The sequence below is a fragment of the Cellulosimicrobium sp. ES-005 genome, from assembly GCF_040448685.1.
GTDB classification, from domain to species: domain Bacteria; phylum Actinomycetota; class Actinomycetes; order Actinomycetales; family Cellulomonadaceae; genus Cellulosimicrobium; species Cellulosimicrobium cellulans_G.
The window spans coordinates 1,489,234-1,507,761 of the sequence record NZ_CP159290.1 but is presented as its reverse complement, the minus strand read 5'-3'; the positions used below and the strand labels follow the sequence as shown (position 1 = coordinate 1,507,761).

15 protein-coding genes are annotated in these 18,528 nt (G+C 74.7%); all 15 read right to left on the bottom strand.

Annotation, left to right across the window (positions count from 1 at the left end; all coding sequences use genetic code 11):
• Positions 1–22: 22 nt before the first annotated feature.
• A complete protein-coding gene (locus ABRQ22_RS06425) occupies positions 23–814 on the bottom strand; it encodes an isoprenyl transferase (RefSeq protein WP_253050303.1) in 792 nt (263 codons plus the stop codon).
• Positions 814–1,626, bottom strand: a complete 813-nt coding sequence (gene recO / locus ABRQ22_RS06420; protein WP_353708942.1) for a DNA repair protein RecO — start codon at positions 1,624–1,626, stop codon at positions 814–816. Before recO ends, ABRQ22_RS06425 begins: the two co-directional genes overlap by 1 nt.
• A gap of 170 nt (positions 1,627–1,796) precedes the next feature.
• Positions 1,797–3,578: a 2-isopropylmalate synthase gene (leuA, locus tag ABRQ22_RS06415; protein ID WP_253050307.1), complete on the bottom strand. Its 1,782-nt coding sequence runs from the start codon at positions 3,576–3,578 to the stop codon at positions 1,797–1,799.
• 286 nt (positions 3,579–3,864) lie between these two features.
• Entirely contained in the window at positions 3,865–6,021 is a 2,157-nt protein-coding gene (locus tag ABRQ22_RS06410) for a hypothetical protein (RefSeq protein ID WP_253050309.1), read from the bottom strand.
• A gap of 134 nt (positions 6,022–6,155) precedes the next feature.
• Positions 6,156–7,754 (bottom strand): PQQ-binding-like beta-propeller repeat protein, encoded by a 1,599-nt coding sequence (locus ABRQ22_RS06405; RefSeq protein ID WP_353708941.1) that lies wholly within the window; start codon positions 7,752–7,754, stop codon positions 6,156–6,158.
• A gap of 45 nt (positions 7,755–7,799) precedes the next feature.
• Positions 7,800–9,395: an acyl-CoA thioester hydrolase/BAAT C-terminal domain-containing protein gene (locus ABRQ22_RS06400; RefSeq protein ID WP_353708940.1), complete on the bottom strand. Its 1,596-nt coding sequence runs from the start codon at positions 9,393–9,395 to the stop codon at positions 7,800–7,802.
• Between the two features lie 91 nt (positions 9,396–9,486).
• Complete coding sequence (gene era / locus ABRQ22_RS06395; RefSeq protein ID WP_253050315.1) at positions 9,487–10,437, bottom strand: GTPase Era; 951 nt, start codon at positions 10,435–10,437, stop codon at positions 9,487–9,489.
• A complete protein-coding gene (locus ABRQ22_RS06390) occupies positions 10,434–11,765 on the bottom strand; it encodes a CBS domain-containing protein (protein WP_253050317.1) in 1,332 nt (443 codons plus the stop codon). Before ABRQ22_RS06390 ends, era begins: the two co-directional genes overlap by 4 nt.
• Complete coding sequence (ybeY, locus tag ABRQ22_RS06385; RefSeq protein ID WP_087469283.1) at positions 11,762–12,214, bottom strand: rRNA maturation RNase YbeY; 453 nt, start codon at positions 12,212–12,214, stop codon at positions 11,762–11,764. The genes ABRQ22_RS06390 and ybeY overlap by 4 nt, the downstream gene beginning before the upstream one ends.
• A complete protein-coding gene (locus ABRQ22_RS06380; RefSeq protein ID WP_253050319.1) occupies positions 12,211–13,308 on the bottom strand; it encodes a PhoH family protein in 1,098 nt (365 codons plus the stop codon). The genes ybeY and ABRQ22_RS06380 overlap by 4 nt, the downstream gene beginning before the upstream one ends.
• A gap of 121 nt (positions 13,309–13,429) precedes the next feature.
• The gene (locus tag ABRQ22_RS06375; protein ID WP_253050321.1) at positions 13,430–13,792 is read right to left on the bottom strand and encodes an HIT domain-containing protein; all 363 of its coding nucleotides are present in this window, start codon (positions 13,790–13,792) and stop codon (positions 13,430–13,432) included.
• Entirely contained in the window at positions 13,789–14,601 is an 813-nt protein-coding gene (locus ABRQ22_RS06370; RefSeq protein WP_253050323.1) for a 16S rRNA (uracil(1498)-N(3))-methyltransferase, read from the bottom strand. Before ABRQ22_RS06370 ends, ABRQ22_RS06375 begins: the two co-directional genes overlap by 4 nt.
• A gap of 13 nt (positions 14,602–14,614) precedes the next feature.
• Complete coding sequence (dnaJ, locus tag ABRQ22_RS06365; protein ID WP_253050324.1) at positions 14,615–15,736, bottom strand: molecular chaperone DnaJ; 1,122 nt, start codon at positions 15,734–15,736, stop codon at positions 14,615–14,617.
• Between the two features lie 133 nt (positions 15,737–15,869).
• The gene (gene hrcA / locus ABRQ22_RS06360; RefSeq protein WP_253050325.1) at positions 15,870–16,886 is read right to left on the bottom strand and encodes a heat-inducible transcriptional repressor HrcA; all 1,017 of its coding nucleotides are present in this window, start codon (positions 16,884–16,886) and stop codon (positions 15,870–15,872) included.
• Positions 16,887–16,965: 79 nt separating this feature from the next.
• Positions 16,966–18,429 (bottom strand): MFS transporter, encoded by a 1,464-nt coding sequence (locus ABRQ22_RS06355; protein ID WP_353708939.1) that lies wholly within the window; start codon positions 18,427–18,429, stop codon positions 16,966–16,968.
• Positions 18,430–18,528 lie beyond the last annotated feature (99 nt).

Here is an 18,528-nt window from a genome sequence, read left to right as displayed (position 1 = left end):
CCCGCACGGCGAGCGCACGACGTCAGACCGTGCCGCCCACCGCGTCCACCGCGCCGCCGTAGCGACGGTCGCGCCGCGCGTACTCCTCGACCGCGCGCCACAGCGACCGGCGGTCGACGTCGGGCCACGGCTCGGGGAGGAACACGAGCTCCGCGTAGGCGGCCTGCCAGATCATGAAGTTGGACGTGCGCTGCTCGCCCGAGCTGCGCAGGAAGAGGTCGACGTCCGGCAGGTCGGGCTCGTCGAGGTGCTGCTGGATCGTCCGCTCGGTGACCTTGCCGGGGTCGAGCCGCCCCGCGGCGACCTCGCGCGCGATAGCGGCCGCGGCGTCGGCGATCTCCGCGCGCCCGCCGTAGTTGACGCACATCGTCAGGGTGCAGACGTCGTTCTCCTTCGTCTGCTCCTCCGCGACCTCGAGCTCCTTGATCACCGACGCCCAGAGGCGAGGACGACGCCCTGCCCAGCGCACGCGGACTCCCCACGAGTCCATCTCGTCACGACGTCGCCGGATGACGTCGCGGTTGAAGCCCATGAGGAACCGCACCTCGTCGGGCGAGCGCTTCCAGTTCTCCGTCGAGAACGCGTACGCCGACACGTGCTTGACGCCGATCTCGATCGCCCCCGCGACGACGTCCAGCAGCGCCGCCTCGCCGGCCTCGTGGCCCGCGGTGCGGGGCAGCCCGCGCGCGTTGGCCCAGCGGCCGTTGCCGTCCATGACGACGGCCACGTGGTTCGGCACGAACTGCGCCGGGATCGCCGGGGGCCGCGCACCGCTCGGGTGCGGGAACGGCGCCGCGTAGGTCCGCTTCGCCATCAGGCGTCCGCCCCCGCACCCCGGCGGTCGGCGACGACGCCGACCGGCCCCGCGGGCGAGGCGGCAGACGGGGCGGCGGGCGCGTCCCGCTCGACCATGCGCAGTGATCGCAACGTTCTCTCCAGGTGGTATTGGCTGTAGGCGGCCACGAGGCCGCTCGCTTCCTTGCGGTGCCGCGCGTCCGAGGCGTCGGCAGTCTCCCACTCCCCCGCGAGCAGCGCGGCGAGGAGGGCGAAGGTCTGGGGGGCGGGTGCCGTCGACCCGGGCGGACGACAGCGCGAGCACACCGCGCCCCCCTGCGCGACGGCGAACGCGTGGTGGGGGCCCGGCTCGCCGCACCGTGCGCAGTCCTCGAACGACGGCGCCCAGCCGGCGACGGCGAGCGCGCGCAGGAGGTAGGAGTCCAGCACCAGGCCGGGGGCGTGCGCCTGCTCGGACAGCGCCCGGAGCGCCCCCGCGAGCAGCCAGTACTGCTGCACGGCGGGTTCTCTCTCGTCGGCGACGAGCCGCTCCGCGGTCTCGAGCATCACGGCGCCCGCCGTGTACAGACCGTAGTCCTCGCAGATCCGCCGCGCGTACGGGCCGATCGTCTCCGCCTGCGTCACCGTGTCCAGGGACCGCCCCGCGTAGAGCTGGACGTCGACGACCATGAACGGCTCCAGCCGCGCCCCGAACCGGGACGACGTGCGACGCACGCCCTTGCCGACGGCGCGCACCTTCCCGTGCTCGCGCGTCAGGAGGGTGACGATGCGGTCCGCCTCGCCCAGCTTCTGGGCGCGCAGCACGATCGCGTCGTCTCGGTACAGCACCACGCCCCTATTGTCCGCCATCCCACCCACGCCCCGTGCCGACCCACACCGGGCCCCCGGTCGTGAGATGCGAGAAGGTGCCCCTCCCAGGCTGCCGGCGGGGGCGACTTCTCGCTTTTCGTCAGCACAACGCAGCCCCCGCCCGACGGGTCGGGCGGGGGCTGCGTTGCGTCTCAGGAGGCGGTGCGCTCCGCGCGGTTCACCGCGGACACGATGGCCTTGAGCGAGGCGGTCGTGATCGACGGATCGATCCCGACGCCCCACAGGACGTCGTCGCCCACCTGGCACTCGACGTAGGCGGCGGCGAGCGCGTCGCCGCCCTCGGACAGGGCGTGCTCGGCGTAGTCGAGCACGCGGACGTCGACGCCCACCTGCGCGATCGCGTCGACGAACGCCGCGACCGGGCCGTTGCCCGTGCCTTCGAGCGTCAGCTCCTCGCCGCGGTCGAGCACGTCGACGCTCAGGGTGTCCGGACCGTCCTCGCTCGACGACGCGCGCGTGGAGCGCAGCTTGAGCCGACCCCACGGCTCCAGGCCGGAGTCGGGCTCGACGGGCAGGTACTCGTCGGAGAAGATCCGCCAGATGTCGTCGCCCGTGACCTCGGTGCCCTGCTGGTCGGTGTGGTGCTGCACCGCCTGGCTGAACTCGATCTGCAGGCGCCGCGGCAGGTCGAGGTGGCGCTCCGACCTCAGCAGGTAGGAGATGCCGCCCTTGCCGGACTGCGAGTTGACGCGGATGACGGCCTCGTAGGAGCGGCCGACGTCCTTGGGGTCGATCGGCAGGTACGGGACGGCCCAGACGAGGTCGTCGACCGTCCTGCCCTCGGCCTCCGCGTGGGCGGCCATCGCGTCGAAGCCCTTCTTGATGGCGTCCTGGTGCGAGCCGGAGAACGCCGTGAAGACGAGGTCGCCGGCGTAGGGGTGGCGCTCGGGCACGCCGAGCTGGTTGCAGTACTCGACGGTGCGGCGCACGTGGTCGATGTCGGAGAAGTCGATCTGCGGGTCGATGCCCTGGCTGAACAGATTCATCCCCAGCGTCACGAGGCACACGTTGCCGGTGCGCTCGCCGTTGCCGAACAGGCAGCCCTCGATGCGGTCGGCGCCCGCCTGGTAGCCCAGCTCGGCCGCGGCGACCGCGGTGCCGCGGTCGTTGTGCGGGTGCAGCGACAGGACGACGTTCTCGCGGTGGTTCAGGTGCCGGTTCATCCACTCGATCGAGTCGGCGTAGACGTTGGGCGTCGCCATCTCGACCGTCGCGGGCAGGTTGATGATGACCTTGCGGTCCGGGCGGGGCTCGAAGACGTCGAGCACCTCGTTGCAGATGCGGGCGGCGAACTCGAGCTCGGTCCCCGTGTACGACTCGGGCGAGTACTCGTAGTAGACGGTGGTCTCGGGGACCGTCTCCTCGAACTTCTTGCACAGCCGCGCGCCGTCGACGGCGATCGCGATGATGCCCTCGGGGTCGGAGCGGAACACGACCTCGCGCTGGAGCACAGACGTCGAGTTGTACAGGTGGACGATCGCCTGCTTCGCGCCCTTGATCGCCTCGTAGGTGCGGGCGATGAGGTGCTCGCGCGACTGCGTCAGGACCTGGATGACGACGTCGTCGGGGATGCGGTCCTCCTCGATGAGCATCCGGACGAAGTCGAAGTCGGTCTGCGAGGCCGACGGGAAGCCGACCTCGATCTCCTTGTAGCCCATCTCGACGAGCAGCTCGAACATGCGCAGCTTGCGCTCCGCGTTCATGGGCTCGATGAGGGCCTGGTTGCCGTCGCGCAGGTCCACCGCGCACCAGCGCGGGGCGGTCTCGATGCGCTTGTCGGGCCACGTGCGGTCGGGCACCGACACGTCGATCTGCCGGTGGAACGGCAGGTACTTGTGGATCGGCATGCCCGACGGCTGCTGCGGGTTCGCGTCCGTGGCGGTCGGCGTCGAGGAGGGGGCTGAGGCGTTCATCGTGGGTCCTTCGGGTCGTCTGATGGGTGTCAGCCGGCACACCGACCACCGCGACGAGGGACCGGCTAGAGAGCCTCGCCGCGGCAACGAAGGAGGAGCTGCCGCATCAGGTGCACGACGCCACTGTACTCCTCCGCGGTCCGTGCCCCGCGGACGTCCGTTCCTCGGGCACGTCGCACGCGCGGGCCGCGGAGGTCCGGGGCTCGGCCCCGCCCGTCCCTCTCGCCGGGTGGCACGACGACGCCCGGCCGCCTCCGAGGGAGGGCGACCGGGCGTCGTCGCTCGGTCAGCGGCGCGAGCGCAGCGCGGCGTCGACGGCGGGGTCGCCGAGGTTGCCGAGCCACTCCAGCAGCGCCGGGTACGTGGACGGGTTCGCCGCCACCTGGGGACGCAGGTGCGGCGCGTCCTGGACGATCTGCGCGAGGACCTCGAGCGGCGTGCTCGGGTCGAGCGCCTGGGCGGCCGTGAAGCCCGGGACCTGGGCGGGCGGGGAGTACGACTGCTGCGGCTGCGCCGTGGGCTGCTGCCCGTAGCCACCGCCGTAGCCCTGCTGCGGCTGCTGCTGGTAGCCCGGCTGGGGGTATCCCTGCTGGCCGTACCCCTGGTGGCCCTGCGCGGGCGACCCGGCGCCGGGCTGCGCGGTCGGCTGCGGGCCGGTGCCCGGCTGCCCCTCCTGGTACGCCGGCATGACGGCGGTCGCGGGGCCCTGGTCGGGGTCGAGCCCCGGGCGTGCCGCGTACCCGCTGCGCTCGGGCTCGACCTGCTGGACCGGGAGGACCTCGGTGGCGTCGCCGCCTGCAGGCGCCCAGCGGCCCTGGTCCGGCTGCTGCGCGGCGACCGGACCGGTCTGCGCAGCCACCGGGTACGCCGCACCACCGTGCGGCGCCCCGGGGTAGGAACCGGCCGGCGGCTGCGCCGCCGCGGGTCCGGACGGCGCGACGGGCGCCTGCCGGACCGGCTTGGGCGCGGGCGGCTGCCAGACGTACGCCTGCGCCGCCGCCCCGGCAGCAGCGGCCGGGACCGGACGGTGCTCGGCGAAGTACGCGCGCACCTCGCGCGGGACCGTCAGGGCACCGACGACGAGCAGCGGGAGCCCGAACGCGAGGAGCACGTGCTCGACGCCACCGCCGAGCACGACCCGGTTGGACGTCACGACGAGCAGGACGATGCCCAGCAGCGCGACGACACCGGCGCCACCGAGGGCGAGCGGCCGGCCGGTCGTCGCGTCGCGGGCGAGCGAGCGGCGCGCGACGAACGCGACGGCCGCCGCGAGCACGCCCACCACGACGGCGAGCACGACCGGCACGCCGCGAGCGCCCTCGGCCAGCGTGAGCACGGCGCTCACGGCGACGTACCCGGCGACGACGAGCGCGAGGTCGAGGGCGTTCACGGCGACGCGCACCCAGGTCTTCACGGGGTCGGCCACCGTCATCGCGCGGTGCACCGCAGGCGCCGCGGCGATCGCGGCGAGCGCCGGGACGAGCACGAGCCCGAACCGGCCGCGGTGCGTGCTCTCGATCGTGACGAGCCCGTTGTTGCCCGAGCCCAGCACGAACGCCACCGCGAGGATGACCCCCAGCCCGACGAGCGTGAGGCGCGCCGCCTCGGACCGGCGCCACGTGCCGTACGTCGGCAGGCCGACGAGCGCGAGGACGAAGAGCGCGGAGACGAGCACGAACAGGACGAGGAGCGCGCCGCCGAGGCGGGTCCCCGTGACGGTCAGGATGATCGTGAGCAGGACGGTCACCGCGAGGACCGCGGCCCCCGCGAGGAGCGCCTGGAGCCAGCGGTTCGTGACCGCGCGGTCCTGGTCCTGCGGTCCGAGCTCGCTCTCGCGCGGCTGCGCCGCGAGGATCGCGCCCGCGAGCCCGAGTGCGGCCGCGGAGCCGACGCCGCCCCAGCCGTCGCCGAAGTCCCCGCCCCCGACGACGTCGACGACGAGGTAGACGCCGACGAGGAGGACGTACGGGGCGTTGGCGAGCAGACGGACCTTCCGCGTCGTGTGCACGGTCCACGTCGCGGGCAGCACCCCGGTGCGGGCGAGGTACGGCAGCGCGAGGGTGAGCAGGGAGAGGATCGTCAGCAGGACGACCTCGATCTTGTCGGACGCGCGGCTCGCGGCGTCCCACGGCAGTGCGAGGGACACGAGGAGCAGGAGGGCCGCGACGCCGTCACGCACGTAGTCGCTCACGGGCATCCCGGCGAAGGGCGAGACCGGACCTGGTGCGGTGGCCGTGGCGGCCGGCCCCGCGGGAGCCTCGGCCTCCTCGACGCCGCCCTGTCCGCCGTCGTCCCCCGCGCCCGGCTCCGCAGGCGCCCCACCCGGTGCGCGCTCGGCCGAGGAGTCCCCGTCACCCACCGCGACGCCGTCGGGCGCCGTGGTCGGCCCGGTGCCCGCAGCGCGCGGCTGCGGGTCCTCGGCCGGCTCTGTCTGGTTGGTCATCGTGCACTCCCTACGCTGTCGCGCCGTGCCGTACGCACGCACGCCGGCCCGACGGGCCCCGACCGTTTCTACCGGTTCATCACGTGCGTCTTCAAGCGCCCACGCGGCGCGGACCCCCGATACGACGGGACGGCTCAGGACACGGCCGTCAGCCGGTCCGCGCCGAGCAGGAAGAGGCGGCCCTCGACCGCGACCACGTGGTACGTGTTCTCGGGCAGGGCCCAGCGCCACTCGACGGCCCCGTCGTCGAGCGCGAGCGACACGAGCCCCTGACCCTCGCGGCCGCGCTCGGTCACGAAGAGCGACCGTCCGTCCGTGAGCACCGGCCAGGGCCCGCTGTCGTCGACGGTCACGGCCCAGGCCTCCTCCCCGGTGCGCGCGTCGACGCTGCGGTACGCCGAGTCCGTCTGGACGACGACGCGCCCGTCGACGCGCGCGACGGCTCGCAGGCCGGTGCCCGGGAGGGACCAGAGCTCCGAGCCGGTCGCCGCGTCGACCCCCACGATGCTCCCGAACGTGTTGGTGACGATCACGCCGGGCGCGGAACCGTCCGAGAGGGGTGCCTCGAGGACGCGGCCCTTGATCCGGAAGTCCGGCTCGCCCGCGGCCGTGAAGACGGTCGCCGTGCCGCGCCCGTACTCGTTCCCGACGTAGCGGCCGTCCTGGAGCCGCACGATCGTCCACACGTCGTCCTCGACGAGCGAGCGGCCGTCCTCCGTGAGCGCCGCGGCGACGCCCGGCGCCAGGACGTCGACCACCCCGCGGCGGACGTCGAGCACGACGTCGCCCCCGCGCCCGAGCCCGTCGTGCGGGAGCGACCGGTCCCAGCGGACCTCTCCGGTCGCCGCGTCCTCGCGCACGAGCGCGACCTCGCCGCCCCGCCACCACGCGCGCACGACGTCGCCGGCGCCGACGGGCACGACCGACAGGCGGCCCGCGGTCTCGACGGTCCGGTCGCCGACGACCTCCCCCGTCGCGGACCGGACGGTGACCAGCCGGACGACCTGCTCGCGCCACCCCGACGGCACGGCGCACACCACCACCTCCCGGGCCGGCTCGCCCTGGGCCGGCAGGCACGTGGCCCGGTCGCCGAGCCGCTCGGACCGCCAGAGGACCGAGCCGTCCTCGACCGAGTGCGCCGTGAGCGCGCCGTCGACCGTGACGACGGCGCCCACTGCCGGGACGACCTCGGAGCCCGGCGCGACCGGCACGGACCACCGCGGCTCGGGCGGTGCGTCGAGGGGGCGCAGCCCGCCCGCGAGCGCGGTGACGTCGACGGGCCGCGCGTCCTCCATCGAGGCGGTGAAGGCGACCGAGCCCGCGAACGCGGCGGCGACCGCGACGGCGACCCACGGGACGGGGTGCGCGTACCAGGCGCGCCGCGGTGCGTCCGTGCCGTCGCTGCGCCGGGACCGTCCGCGCTCGCGCGCGGTCCGGGCGGATCCTGCCGCGGCCGTCGCGGGTCGCGACGCGGTCCCGGCGCTCCGGGCGTGCGGGCCACGGCGCCCGTCGCTGGAGGTGCCCGGGGCCGTGCGCCCCGACCGGTCGCCGTCGCTCGCGGCCTCCGGCTCGCCGTCGAACACGGCGTCGAAGCGGTCGTCCGTGCGCAGCTCGGGGGGCAGGAGCTCGAAGCTGACGGCACCCGCCGACGCGCTGGCACCGTCCGTCGTCGGCTCGTGGGTGACGTGCCCGGCACGAGCCGCCCGGTCCTGCGCGAGCCGACGGCGCCTCACCTGTCCACGATACGCACGCGGAGGCGCCCGCGCCCGGGCGGGCGGTCAGATGCCGAGCTGGTACACGCCCCAGTACGCGAGGATCACGAGGAGGATCGCCGCACCCGCGACGACGCACCACAGCATGACGTGCGTCGTCAGGCCCCGCGCGACCCGCAGCGCCCCGGCCCGGCCCTCCTCGACGCCCGTGCCGGCCGCGTCGGCGAGGTCCGCCGCGGCGCGCCGGGCCGTCCGGACCTCGGCGGAGCGGTTGATCAGGAGGGCCGCGGCGACGAGCGTCGCGAGCCCGACGAGCCGCACCCCGATCCACCCGCCCTGCACGACCCAGGCGTCCTTCTCGTAGTCGAGGGCGAGCCGGGCGACGGCGACGAGGTAGACCACGAGGGCCACCGTCGTCCCGAGGGCGCCCGCGCCGAGCCCGGCGAGCGGCGCGCGGAAGCCGGGCGCGAGACCGGCGGGCGCGCTCGGGCGCCCGGCGACGCGGCGCAGACGGCGCACGAGCCCTCCGACGAGCCCGACGAGCGGCCCGAGCACGAGGAGACCCACCGCGCCGAGCACGAGCCCGACGAGGAGGTCGCCGTTGCCGAGCCACCGCGGGGTGGGGACGGGACCGGCGAGGTACTGCTGGTTCGGCTCGGCCCCGGCGACCTGGGGCTGCGCGGTCGCGCTGTCGGGGAGGGACGTGATCCAGGCGCCGAGGTCGCGCGGGAAGTCGGGGACGAGCACGTCGTCGATCTTGATCCCGTGGTTCGCGTCCTCGTAGAACCGCACGGTCACGTCGGCGCCGCCCGACGCCGACGACGGCCCCGTCGCGTCGAGGATCTGCCGCGCCCCCTGCTCGACCGGCATCGACGGGTCCGCGGTGCCGTAGACCACGAGGACGGGCTGGGTGAGCCGCTCGAGGAACGGCTCGACGTCGAAGTCGGCGTACTCGAAGCCGCCCCCGGGGATCGCCATGCCGACCGCGCGCGGGATCGCCCGGAACACCCCGTGCGGGACGTCCGTGTTGCGCAGGTAGCTGTCGACCGCGAACGCGGCCTGCTGGCGCGGCGGCACGACCGGGGCGGACACGAGCACGGAGAACGCGATCGTCGGGTCCTCGACGGCCATCACGGGCACGATCCACGTGCCCTCCGACTCCCCGTACAGCCCGACCTGGTCCGGGTCGACCCCGGGTCGCGTCCGGAGCAGGTCCACGGAGCGCTCGTAGTCGCGCGCCATCGCCTCGTAGTCGCGGTGACGCGTCGTGTACGTGTCGAGGCGCTTGTCCGGCACGAGGGTGACGACACCGGCGCTCGCGAGGTCGGCCGCGACGTCCACGAAGGCCTCCGTCGCCAGGCCCGTGCCCGCGCCGTGCACGAACACCACGCCCGGGAGGTCGTCGCCCGCGTCGACGGGCTCGCGCAGGATGCCCCCGACCGTCGCGCCGTCGAGCCGGATCGTCACGTCCGTCTCGCGCACGTCGTACGTGCCGACGGGGTCGGCGCCGCCGGGAGGCTGGCCCCCGATCGTCGTGTCGGGCGTCGTGGGCTCCAGGTGCTCGGTCACGGGCACCGGGTCCCACTGCGGTCCCGTGACCGCGCCGACGATCGCGAGGACGATCGCGAGCGCGGCGGTGGTCGCGGCGGTCCGGAAGATCACCGGGGAATCGTACGTCGCACCCACGACGCCGGTCCCTGGTGCCGCCCCGACGCGCGGACGGGGGCTCTCCCCCGTCCGGGCGCGGCCCGCCTCAGAACCCGAGCCGGTGGAGCTGCTTGGGGTCGCGCTGCCAGTCCTTGGCGACCTTCACGTGCAGGTCGAGGTAGACGCGCGCGCCGAGCAGCGCCTCGATGCCGTGCCGCGCGCGGGTCCCGACCTCGCGCAGCCGCGAGCCGCCCCGGCCGATGACGATGGCCTTCTGCGAGTCGCGCTCGACGAAGAGGTTGACCCGCACGTCGAGCAGCGGCGGGCGGCCGGTGGCCTCGTCCCCGCTGCCCTCGCGGGGCACGATCTCCTCGACCTGGACGGCGAGCGAGTGCGGCAGCTCGTCGCGCACGCCCTCGAGCGCGGCCTCGCGCACGAGCTCCGCGACCATCACCGCCTCGGGCTCGTCGGTGAGCTCGCCGCCCGGGTAGAGCTCCGGCCCCGCGGGGAGGTGCGAGACCAGGACGTCGGTGAGGACGTCCACCTGGTAGCCGTCCTGCGCCGAGACCGGCACGATGTCCGCCCAGCCGCCCGCGGTCTCCCCCAGCCGGTCCACGGCGAGCAGGTGCGCGGCGAGCGTGCCGCGGTCCACGAGGTCGGCCTTCGTCACGACGGCGACCACGGGCGTGCCGCGGCGCCCGCGCATGAGCTCGGCGAGCTCGTTCGCGATGAACCGGTCGCCCGGCCCGATCTTCTGGTCCGCGGGCAGGCAGAACGCGATGACGTCGACCTCCGTCAGCGTCTCGCGCACGAGGTCGTTGAGGCGTTCGCCGAGCAGCGTGCGGGGCCGGTGCAGGCCCGGGGTGTCGACGAGGACGAGCTGCGCGTCGGGGCGGTGCACGATCCCGCGGATCGTGTGGCGGGTCGTCTGCGGCCGCCCGGACGTGATGGCGACCTTCTGGCCGACCAGCGCGTTCGTCAGGGTCGACTTGCCCGCGTTGGGCCGCCCGACCAGGCAGGCGAATCCGGAGCGGTGCTCGGGGGTGGTCGTGCTCACGGGGTGTCCTTCACGGTCGGGAGGGAGGGTCGGGTGTCGGCCGGGGTCTCCGGCTCGTGGGGTGCCGCGGGCGGCGTCGGGGCCGCGGCGTGGGACACGAGGACGGTCGCGAGCTGCTTGCGCCGGCCCTCGACCCGGTCGGCCTCGATCCGCAGGCCGTGCACGTCGGCGACGGAGCCGGGCAGCGGGACCTTGCCGAGGGCCTTGGCGAGCAGGCCGCCGACGGTGTCCACGTCGTCGTCGTCCAGGTCGAGCCCGAAGAGCTCGCCGAGCTCGTCCACGCCGAGCCGCGCGGGCACGCGCAGCACGCCCTCGCCGATGTCCTCGACCTCGGGCTCGGGGCGGTCGTGCTCGTCGGTCAGCTCGCCGACGATCTCCTCGAGCGCGTCCTCGATCGTCACGAGCCCGGCGATGCCGCCGTACTCGTCGACGACCATGGCGATGTGCGACGACGACGCCTGCATCTCGCGCAGGAGGTCGTCGACGGGCTTGGACTCGGGCACGAAGATCGCGGCGCGCGCGACGTCGCCGACCGGCCGGGCGTCCGCCCCCGGGCCGCCCTGCAGCACCCGCACGACGTCCTTGAAGTAGGCGACGCCCACGAGGTCGTCCGCGGACGTCCCGGTCACGGGGATGCGGGAGAAGCCCGAGCGCAGGAACAGCGACAGCGCCTTGCGCAGCGGCGTGTCCCGCGAGGTCGTGACCATGTCCGTCCGCGGGACCATGACCTCGCGCGTGAGGGTGCTGCCCAGCTCGAAGACGGAGCGGATGAGCTCGCGCTCCTCCTCCTCGATGACGTCGGACTCGTTCACGCGGTCCACCATGTCCTGGAGCTCGCGCTCGTGCGCCCCCGAGTCGGGGGCGGGCGCGAGGCGCGTGAGCCAGCGGGTCGCGGCGACGATCCCCGTGAGGAGCCCCGAGAGCGCGAGCAGGACGCGGACGGCGTGCCGGCGGCCCAGCGACCGCGGGCTGACCCGCACGACGAGGAGGCCGACGACGACGCTCACCGCCAGCGCGACGAGCAGGACCTGCCACCACGGCTCCAGCCATGCCGCGACGAGCAGCGTGAGGCACGTGATCGCGGCGACCTCGGCGACGACGCGCACGAACCCGACGGAACGGGCCGTCGCGGCCGGGTCCGCGAGCAGCGCCAGCGCGCGACGCCCGGACGGCCGCGGCGGGGTCGTCAGGTCGTCGCCGAGCGCGGCCTCGCTCACCGCCGCGCGCGTCACGCGCAGGACCGCCGCCTCGCCGGCGCTCAGCGCCGCGGCGAGCACGACCGTGAGGACGGTCAGGACCGCCAGGAGCGCGACGGGTTCGCCGCTCACCGGCCGGCGAGGAAGGTCAGGAGCAGCTTGCGCTGCAGCGCGAACATCTCCTTCTCCTCCTCCGGCTCGGCGTGGTCGTAGCCGAGCAGGTGCAGGATGCCGTGCGTCGTGAGCAGCAGCATCTCCTCCGCGGTCGAGTGCCCCGCGGTCACCGCCTGCTGCGCGGCGACCTCCGGGCACAGCACGACGTCGCCGAGCTGGCCGGGGCCGGACACCTCGCCGTCGCGACCGGGACGCAGCTCGTCCATGGGGAACGAGAGCACGTCCGTCGGTCCCGGCTCGTCCATCCAGCGCACGTGCAGCTCGGTCATGACGTCGGTGTCGACGAAGAGGATCGACAGCTCGCTCTGCGGGTGCACGCGCATCGCGTCGAGCACGTAGCGCGCGAGCGCCGCGAACTCGGCCTCGTCGACCTCGGCCTCGGTCTCGTTGTTGACCTCGATGCTCACGCGTCGTCCCTCGTCCGTCGGTCCCTGCCCGCGGGGCGTCCGCGGCGCTCGTCGTCCCGGCGGCGCGGTGCGCCGCCCGTCCCCTGTCGCGCCCCGGTGCCGGACGCGAGGTCCCACCGCGCGTACGCGTCGATGATCTCGCTCACGAGCCGGTGGCGCACCACGTCCGACGACGTGAGGCGGCAGAACTCGACGTCGTCCACGCCCGTGAGGACGTCCTCGATCACGCGCAGCCCGGACTGGGTGCCGCCGGGCAGGTCCACCTGCGTCGCGTCGCCCGTGATGACCATGCGCGACCCGAACCCGAGGCGCGTGAGGAACATCTTCATCTGCTCGGTCGTCGTGTTCTGCGCCTCGTCGAGAATGATGAAGGAATCGTTCAACGAGCGACCCCTCATGAACGCCAGCGGCGCGACCTCGATCGTGCCCGCCTCGATGAGCTTGGGGATCGAGTCGGGGTCGATCATGTCGTGCAGCGCGTCGTACAGCGGGCGCAGGTACGGGTCGATCTTCTCCGTGAGCGAGCCGGGCAGGAACCCGAGCCGCTCCCCCGCCTCGACCGCCGGGCGCGTGAGGATGATCCGGTTGACCTGCTTGGACTGGAGCGCCTGCACGGCCTTGGCCATCGCGAGGTACGTCTTGCCCGTGCCCGCGGGCCCGATGCCGAACGTGATGGTGCTGGCGTCGATCGCCTCGACGTAGCGCTTCTGCCCGACCGTCTTGGGCCGGATCGTGCGACCGCGGCTCGACAGGATGTTGAGCGTCAGCACCTCGGCCGGGCGCGACGCCGTCGCGGCCGTGAGCATCGAGATGGAGCGCGAGACGACGTCCGCCGTGAGCTGCGTGCCGGCCTCCACGACCTCGACGAGCTCGTCGAGCAGGCGGGAGGCGAGCGCGACGTCCCCCGGGGGACCGGAGACCGCGATCTCGTTGCCGCGCACGTGCACGTCGACCGAGGGGAATCCCTCCTCGACGGCCCGGAGCACGGAGTCTCGGCTGCCGAGGAGCGCGACCATCGGCACGTGGGTCGGGATGACGATGCGGTGCTCGACCCGGTGCGGCTGAGGGTCGGGTTCTCGGGACAGAGAGGTCATGAGCCGGCTTGCGCCGCTGCGCTCCTTCGGTCGGACGGTGGGGCCGGGGCCGCCACGGCCCCGCAGATCGCCTCCATCGTACCGAGCGCGCCGGGGCGCCACACGTCCTTTCGCGCAGGGCTCAGGCGGGCGTCCAGCCGAGCTCCGCGCCCGCGATGACGTGCCCGTGCACGTGGAACACGCTCTGCCCGGCGCGCGGGCCGGAGTTGAAGATGAGGCGGAACTGGCCGTCGGCCTGGTCGCCCGCGACCTCGTCGGCGAGCGCGACGACGTCGGCGAGCAGGCCCGGGTCGGCCGCCGCGAGCTGGGCGATGTCGCCGTGGTGGTCGCGCGGCACGACGAGCACGTGCACCGGGGCCTGGGGGTCGATGTCCCGGAAGGCGATCGCGCGGTCGCTCGTCGCGACGACGTCGGCAGGTAGCTCGCCCGCGACGATGCGGCAGAAGAGGCAGTCCGGGTCCGTGCGTACGTCGGTGCTGGTCATGACCCCGAGGCTAGTCCAGGCCCGGCCGCCACGCCCCAGCGGCCGAGCCGCTCGGCGAGGAGGGCGACGGCGACGGGACCGGCCGTCGACGTGCGCAGCACGTGCGGGCCCAGCCGGGCCGCGACCGCGCCGGCCGCCGTGAGGTCGGCGACCTCGCGGTCGGAGATCCCGCCCTCGGGGCCGACGACGACCAGCACCTCGGGCGCCACCCCGCCGGGTCGGGTCGCGCCGTCGGGCAGCGCGACGTCGGCGAGCGGCGTCACGGCCTCCTCGTGCAGCACGATCGCCCGCCCGCCGGCCGCGACGACGTCGGTCACGCGCGCCGCGAGGCCGCGCGAGTCGACGGCCACCTCGACCTGCGGCAGGCGCGCGCGCCGCGCCTGCTTGGTCGCCGTGCGGACCGTCGCGAGCCAGCGCGCACGGGACTTCGCGGCGCGCTCGCCGCGCCACACGACCACGGAGCGCTCCGCCTGCCAGGGCACCACGACGTCGACCCCGATCTCGGTCGCCGCCTCGATCGCCATCTCGTCGCGGTCGCCCTTGGCCAGGGCCTGCACGAGCGTCACGACGACGGCGGGCGCGGGCTCGCGGTCGACCTCCTGGACGAGCAGGGTCACGCGGCCCGCGTCGGCGTGCTCGACGACGCAGCGCAGGCGCAGGCCGTCGCCGTCCACGACGTCGACCCGCTCGCCCGCCCCGCGGCGCTGGACGACGCCCGCGTGGCGGCCCTCGGCGCCGTCGAGGACGTAGCGGTCGCCGGGCGCGACGGCGTCGAGCCCGGTCTCGGCGAGGAACACCGGAGCACTCACGCGACCGCTCCCCTCAGCGCCCGGAGAGCTTGTCGCGCAGGCGCGAGAACACGCCGGGGTGCGCGGCCGACAGGCGCGGCTCGGGCCGCTCCTCGCCACGCATCGCGGCGAGCGAGCGCAGGAGCTGCTCCTGCTCCTCGGTGAGCTCGCGCGGCACCTGGACCTCGATGTGGACGTTGAGGTCGCCGCGGCCGCTGCCGTGCAGGTGCCCCACGCCGAGGTTCTTGAGCGTGACGATCTGGCCCGGCTGCGTGCCCGGGCGCAGGTCGATCTCCTGCGCGCCGTCGAGCGTCTCGAGCTCGAGGACGGTGCCGAGCGCGGCCGCGGTCATGGGCACCTGGAGCGTGCAGTGCAGGTCGTCGCCGCGGCGCACGAACGTGTCGTGGTTGCGCTCGCGGATCTCGACGTACAGGTCGCCCGCGGGGCCGCCGGCCGGACCGACCTCGCCCTGCGCGGTGAGCTTGATGCGCGTGCCCGTGTCGACGCCCGCGGGGACGTTCACCGTGATGCTGCGGCGGCTGCGCACGCGGCCCTCGCCAGAGCACTCCGCGCACGGCTCGGGGATGACGGTGCCGAAGCCCTGGCACGCGGCGCACGGGGCGCTCGTCATGACCTGGCCGAGGAAGGAGCGCGCCACGCGCTGGACCGTGCCGCGGCCGTGGCAGACGTCGCACGTGCGGGGCGAGGTGCCCGGGCGACAGCACGAGCCGCCGCACGTCCCGCACACGACCGCCGTGTCGACCTGGAGCTCGCGCTGCGCGCCGAACGTCGCCTCGGACAGGTCGATGTCGAGCCGCACGAGCGCGTCCTGGCCGCGCCGGGCGCGCGGGATCGGCCCCTGCTGCGCCTGGCCGCCGCCGAAGAACGTCTCGAAGATGTCCTGGAAGCCGAACCCGCCGCCCATGGGGCCGGCGCCGCCGCCGGGGGCGCTCGGGTCGACGCCGAGATCGTACTGCTGACGCTTCTCCGGGTTGGAGAGCACCTCGTACGCGCGCGCCACGTCCTTGAAGCGGTCGCCCGCCTCCTCGCCCGCGACGTCGGGGTGCAGCTCGCGCGCGAGCTTGCGGTACGCCTTCTTGATCTGGTCCTGGCTGGCGTCGCGCGCCACGCCCAGGATCTCGTAGTAGTCGCTCACACGTCACTCTCTGCTGGTGCGGGTCGTGAGGCCGGCAGGGGGCCGGTCGTGAAGGGTCTGGTGCGGGTCGTGAGACCGGCACGAGGTCGGTCGTCGTGGATGCCTGCCGCGCGCGGGGAGGCCGCGGCGAGGCTCACGTGCCGAGCACCCGTGACAGGTAGCGCGCGACGGCGCGCACCGCCGCGATGGTCCCGGGGTAGTCCATGCGCGTCGGCCCGATCGAGCCGACGAGGGCGACCGTGTCACCGTCGTTACCGTAACCGGTCGTCACGACGGAGGTCTCGACGAGACCCTCGAGCTGGGTCTCGTGCCCGATCCGGACGCTCACGCCGGACTCCGCGGCCATCTCGGTGAGCAGGCCGAGGAGGACCACCTGCTCCTCGAGCGCCTCGAGGACCGGGCGCAGCGCATGCTCGAACCGCATGCCCGCGCGGGCGAGGTTCGCCGTGCCGGCGAGCACGAGGCGCTCCTCGCTCTCCTCCGCGAGCGTCTGGGCGACGAGGTCGCCCACGGCGCGCACGAGCGGGGCGTCGTCGGGGTGGAAGCTCTCCGTCACGGCGGCGAGCCCCGGCGCGAGGTCGGTGAGGCGCTTGCCGGCCGCGGCGGCGTTGAGCCGCGCGCGGACCTCCACGAGCGTGCCCTCGTCGGGCACGCTCGCGACCTCGAGCGTGCGCTGCTCGACGCGCCCGGTGTCGGTGATGATCACGACGAGCAGGCGCGAGTCCCCGACCGGCACGAGCTCGAGGTGCCGCAGCCCGGACCGGCTCAGCGACGGGTACTGCACGACCGCGACCTGGCCCGTGAGCTGCGCCAGCAGCCGGCCGGCGCGCGCGATGACGTCGTCGAGGTCCACGCCCTCGGAGAGGAACGTCTCGATGGCGCGCTTCTCCGGCGCGGACAGCGGCTTGACGCCCGAGAGCCGGTCGACGAAGAGACGGTAGCCCTTGTCCGTGGGGATGCGGCCCGCGGACGTGTGCGGCTGCGCGATGTACCCGGCGTCCTCGAGGGCCGCCATGTCGTTGCGGATCGTCGCGGGCGACACGCCGAGGCCGTGCCGCTCGGTGAGCACGCGCGACCCCACGGGCTCGCGCGTGAGGACGTAGTCCTCGACGATCGCCCGCAGCACCTCGAGCCGGCGCTCCTCGCTCACGTCCACCTCCGTGTGCCGCACCGTCGCCGCCCCGGGCGGGCGCGCGGGCGTCGGCACTCTCGACCTCCGAGTGCCAATCCTACGCGTCCGCGCGGCCCGTCCCGCGGTCCTCCGCTCGCCGCGAACGCAGGTCCGCGAGCCCGACGACGAGCGCGAGCGCGACGAGCACGATCGTCACGAGCAGCGCCCTCCCCGTCGCGTGCGCCGCCGTGTCGCCTCCCGCGAGGCCCCCGTAGTACACGGAGAGCACGATCGAGATGCCGACCGCCGACCCGATGCGCTGCCCGAGCTGCAGCATGCTCCCCGCGACCCCCGCGCGGCTCACGGGAACCTCGGACAGCGTGAGGGTCTGGTTCGGCGCGATGACCGTCCCGCTGCCCGCCCCGGCGACCAGCAGGGCTCCCGCGAGCGCCGGCCCCACGGCGCCCGGCTCGTCCCCGAGGAGGCGCACGACGGCGTCGGCCACGACGACCCCGACGAGGACGAGCGTCAGCCCGCCGACGACGAGCTGCCGGCCCCAGCGCGCGACCCAGCGCCCCGAGAACCACGCGGACACCCCGGACGCGACGGCGAACGGCGTCCCCACGAGCCCCGCCTGGAGCGGCGTGTAGCCGAGCTCGTCCTGGAGGTAGAGCGTGACCACGAGGAAGATGCCCGTGAAGCCGGCGAAGTAGGCGAGGCCGAGCAGCGCGCCGTTGCGGAACGACCCGAGCCCGACGACCTGCGGGTCGAGCACCGCCTCGCCGGTGCGCCGCTGGTACCGCCGCTCCCAGACGACGGCCGCGGTCCCCGCCGCGGCGGCCACGACCAGCCACCACCAGCGCGAGGCGTCGTCGCCGCGACCGGTCGTCGTGACGAACGGCATCATGACGCCGAGCGTCGCCGCACCGAGCAGCGCCAGCCCGACGAGGTCGAGGCGGCGCGGGCCCCGCGCGGAGCGCGCGGCGTCGGGCGGTGGCGCGGGCACGAGGCGCCACGCGAAGGGCAATAGGACCGCGACGACGGGGAGGTTGACGAGGAAGACCCACCGCCACCCGTCCGCGGAGCCGGCCGCCGCGATGATGAGGCCGCCGAGCAGCGGGCCCAGCGCCGTCGAGACCCCGATCGTCGCGCCGAACATGCCGAACGCGCGGCCACGCTCGAACCCGGAGACCTGCTGCTGGATGAGCCCGACGACCTGCGGGTTGAGGACGCCCGCGCTCACGCCCTGCAGCAGGCGCGCGACGGCGAGCCACCCGTCCGTCGGCGCGAGCCCGCACGCGAGGCTCATGAGCGCGAACCCGACCAGCCCGGCGATGAACAGGGCACGCCGGGCGCCGGCGTCGCCGAGCCGGCCGGCGGGCACGAGCGCGAGCCCGAACGCGAGCGTGTAGCCCGCGACGACGAGCTGGAGCTGCGTCGGCCCCGCGTCGAGCGACGACTCGATCGACGGGAGGGCGACGTTGACGATCGACACGTCGAGCGTCGTGACGAAGCCGACCGCGAGGCAGACGGGCAGCACGCGCCAGCGGTTCGGGTCCGGCTCGGCGCGCTGCGGGCTCACCGCTCCGTCGTACCACCCCTCCCCGGGACCGCGCGCGGCGGGCGCCGGGCGCCGAGATCGACCCGAGCGTCCGAGATCGACCCTCGGGAGGTCGATGTC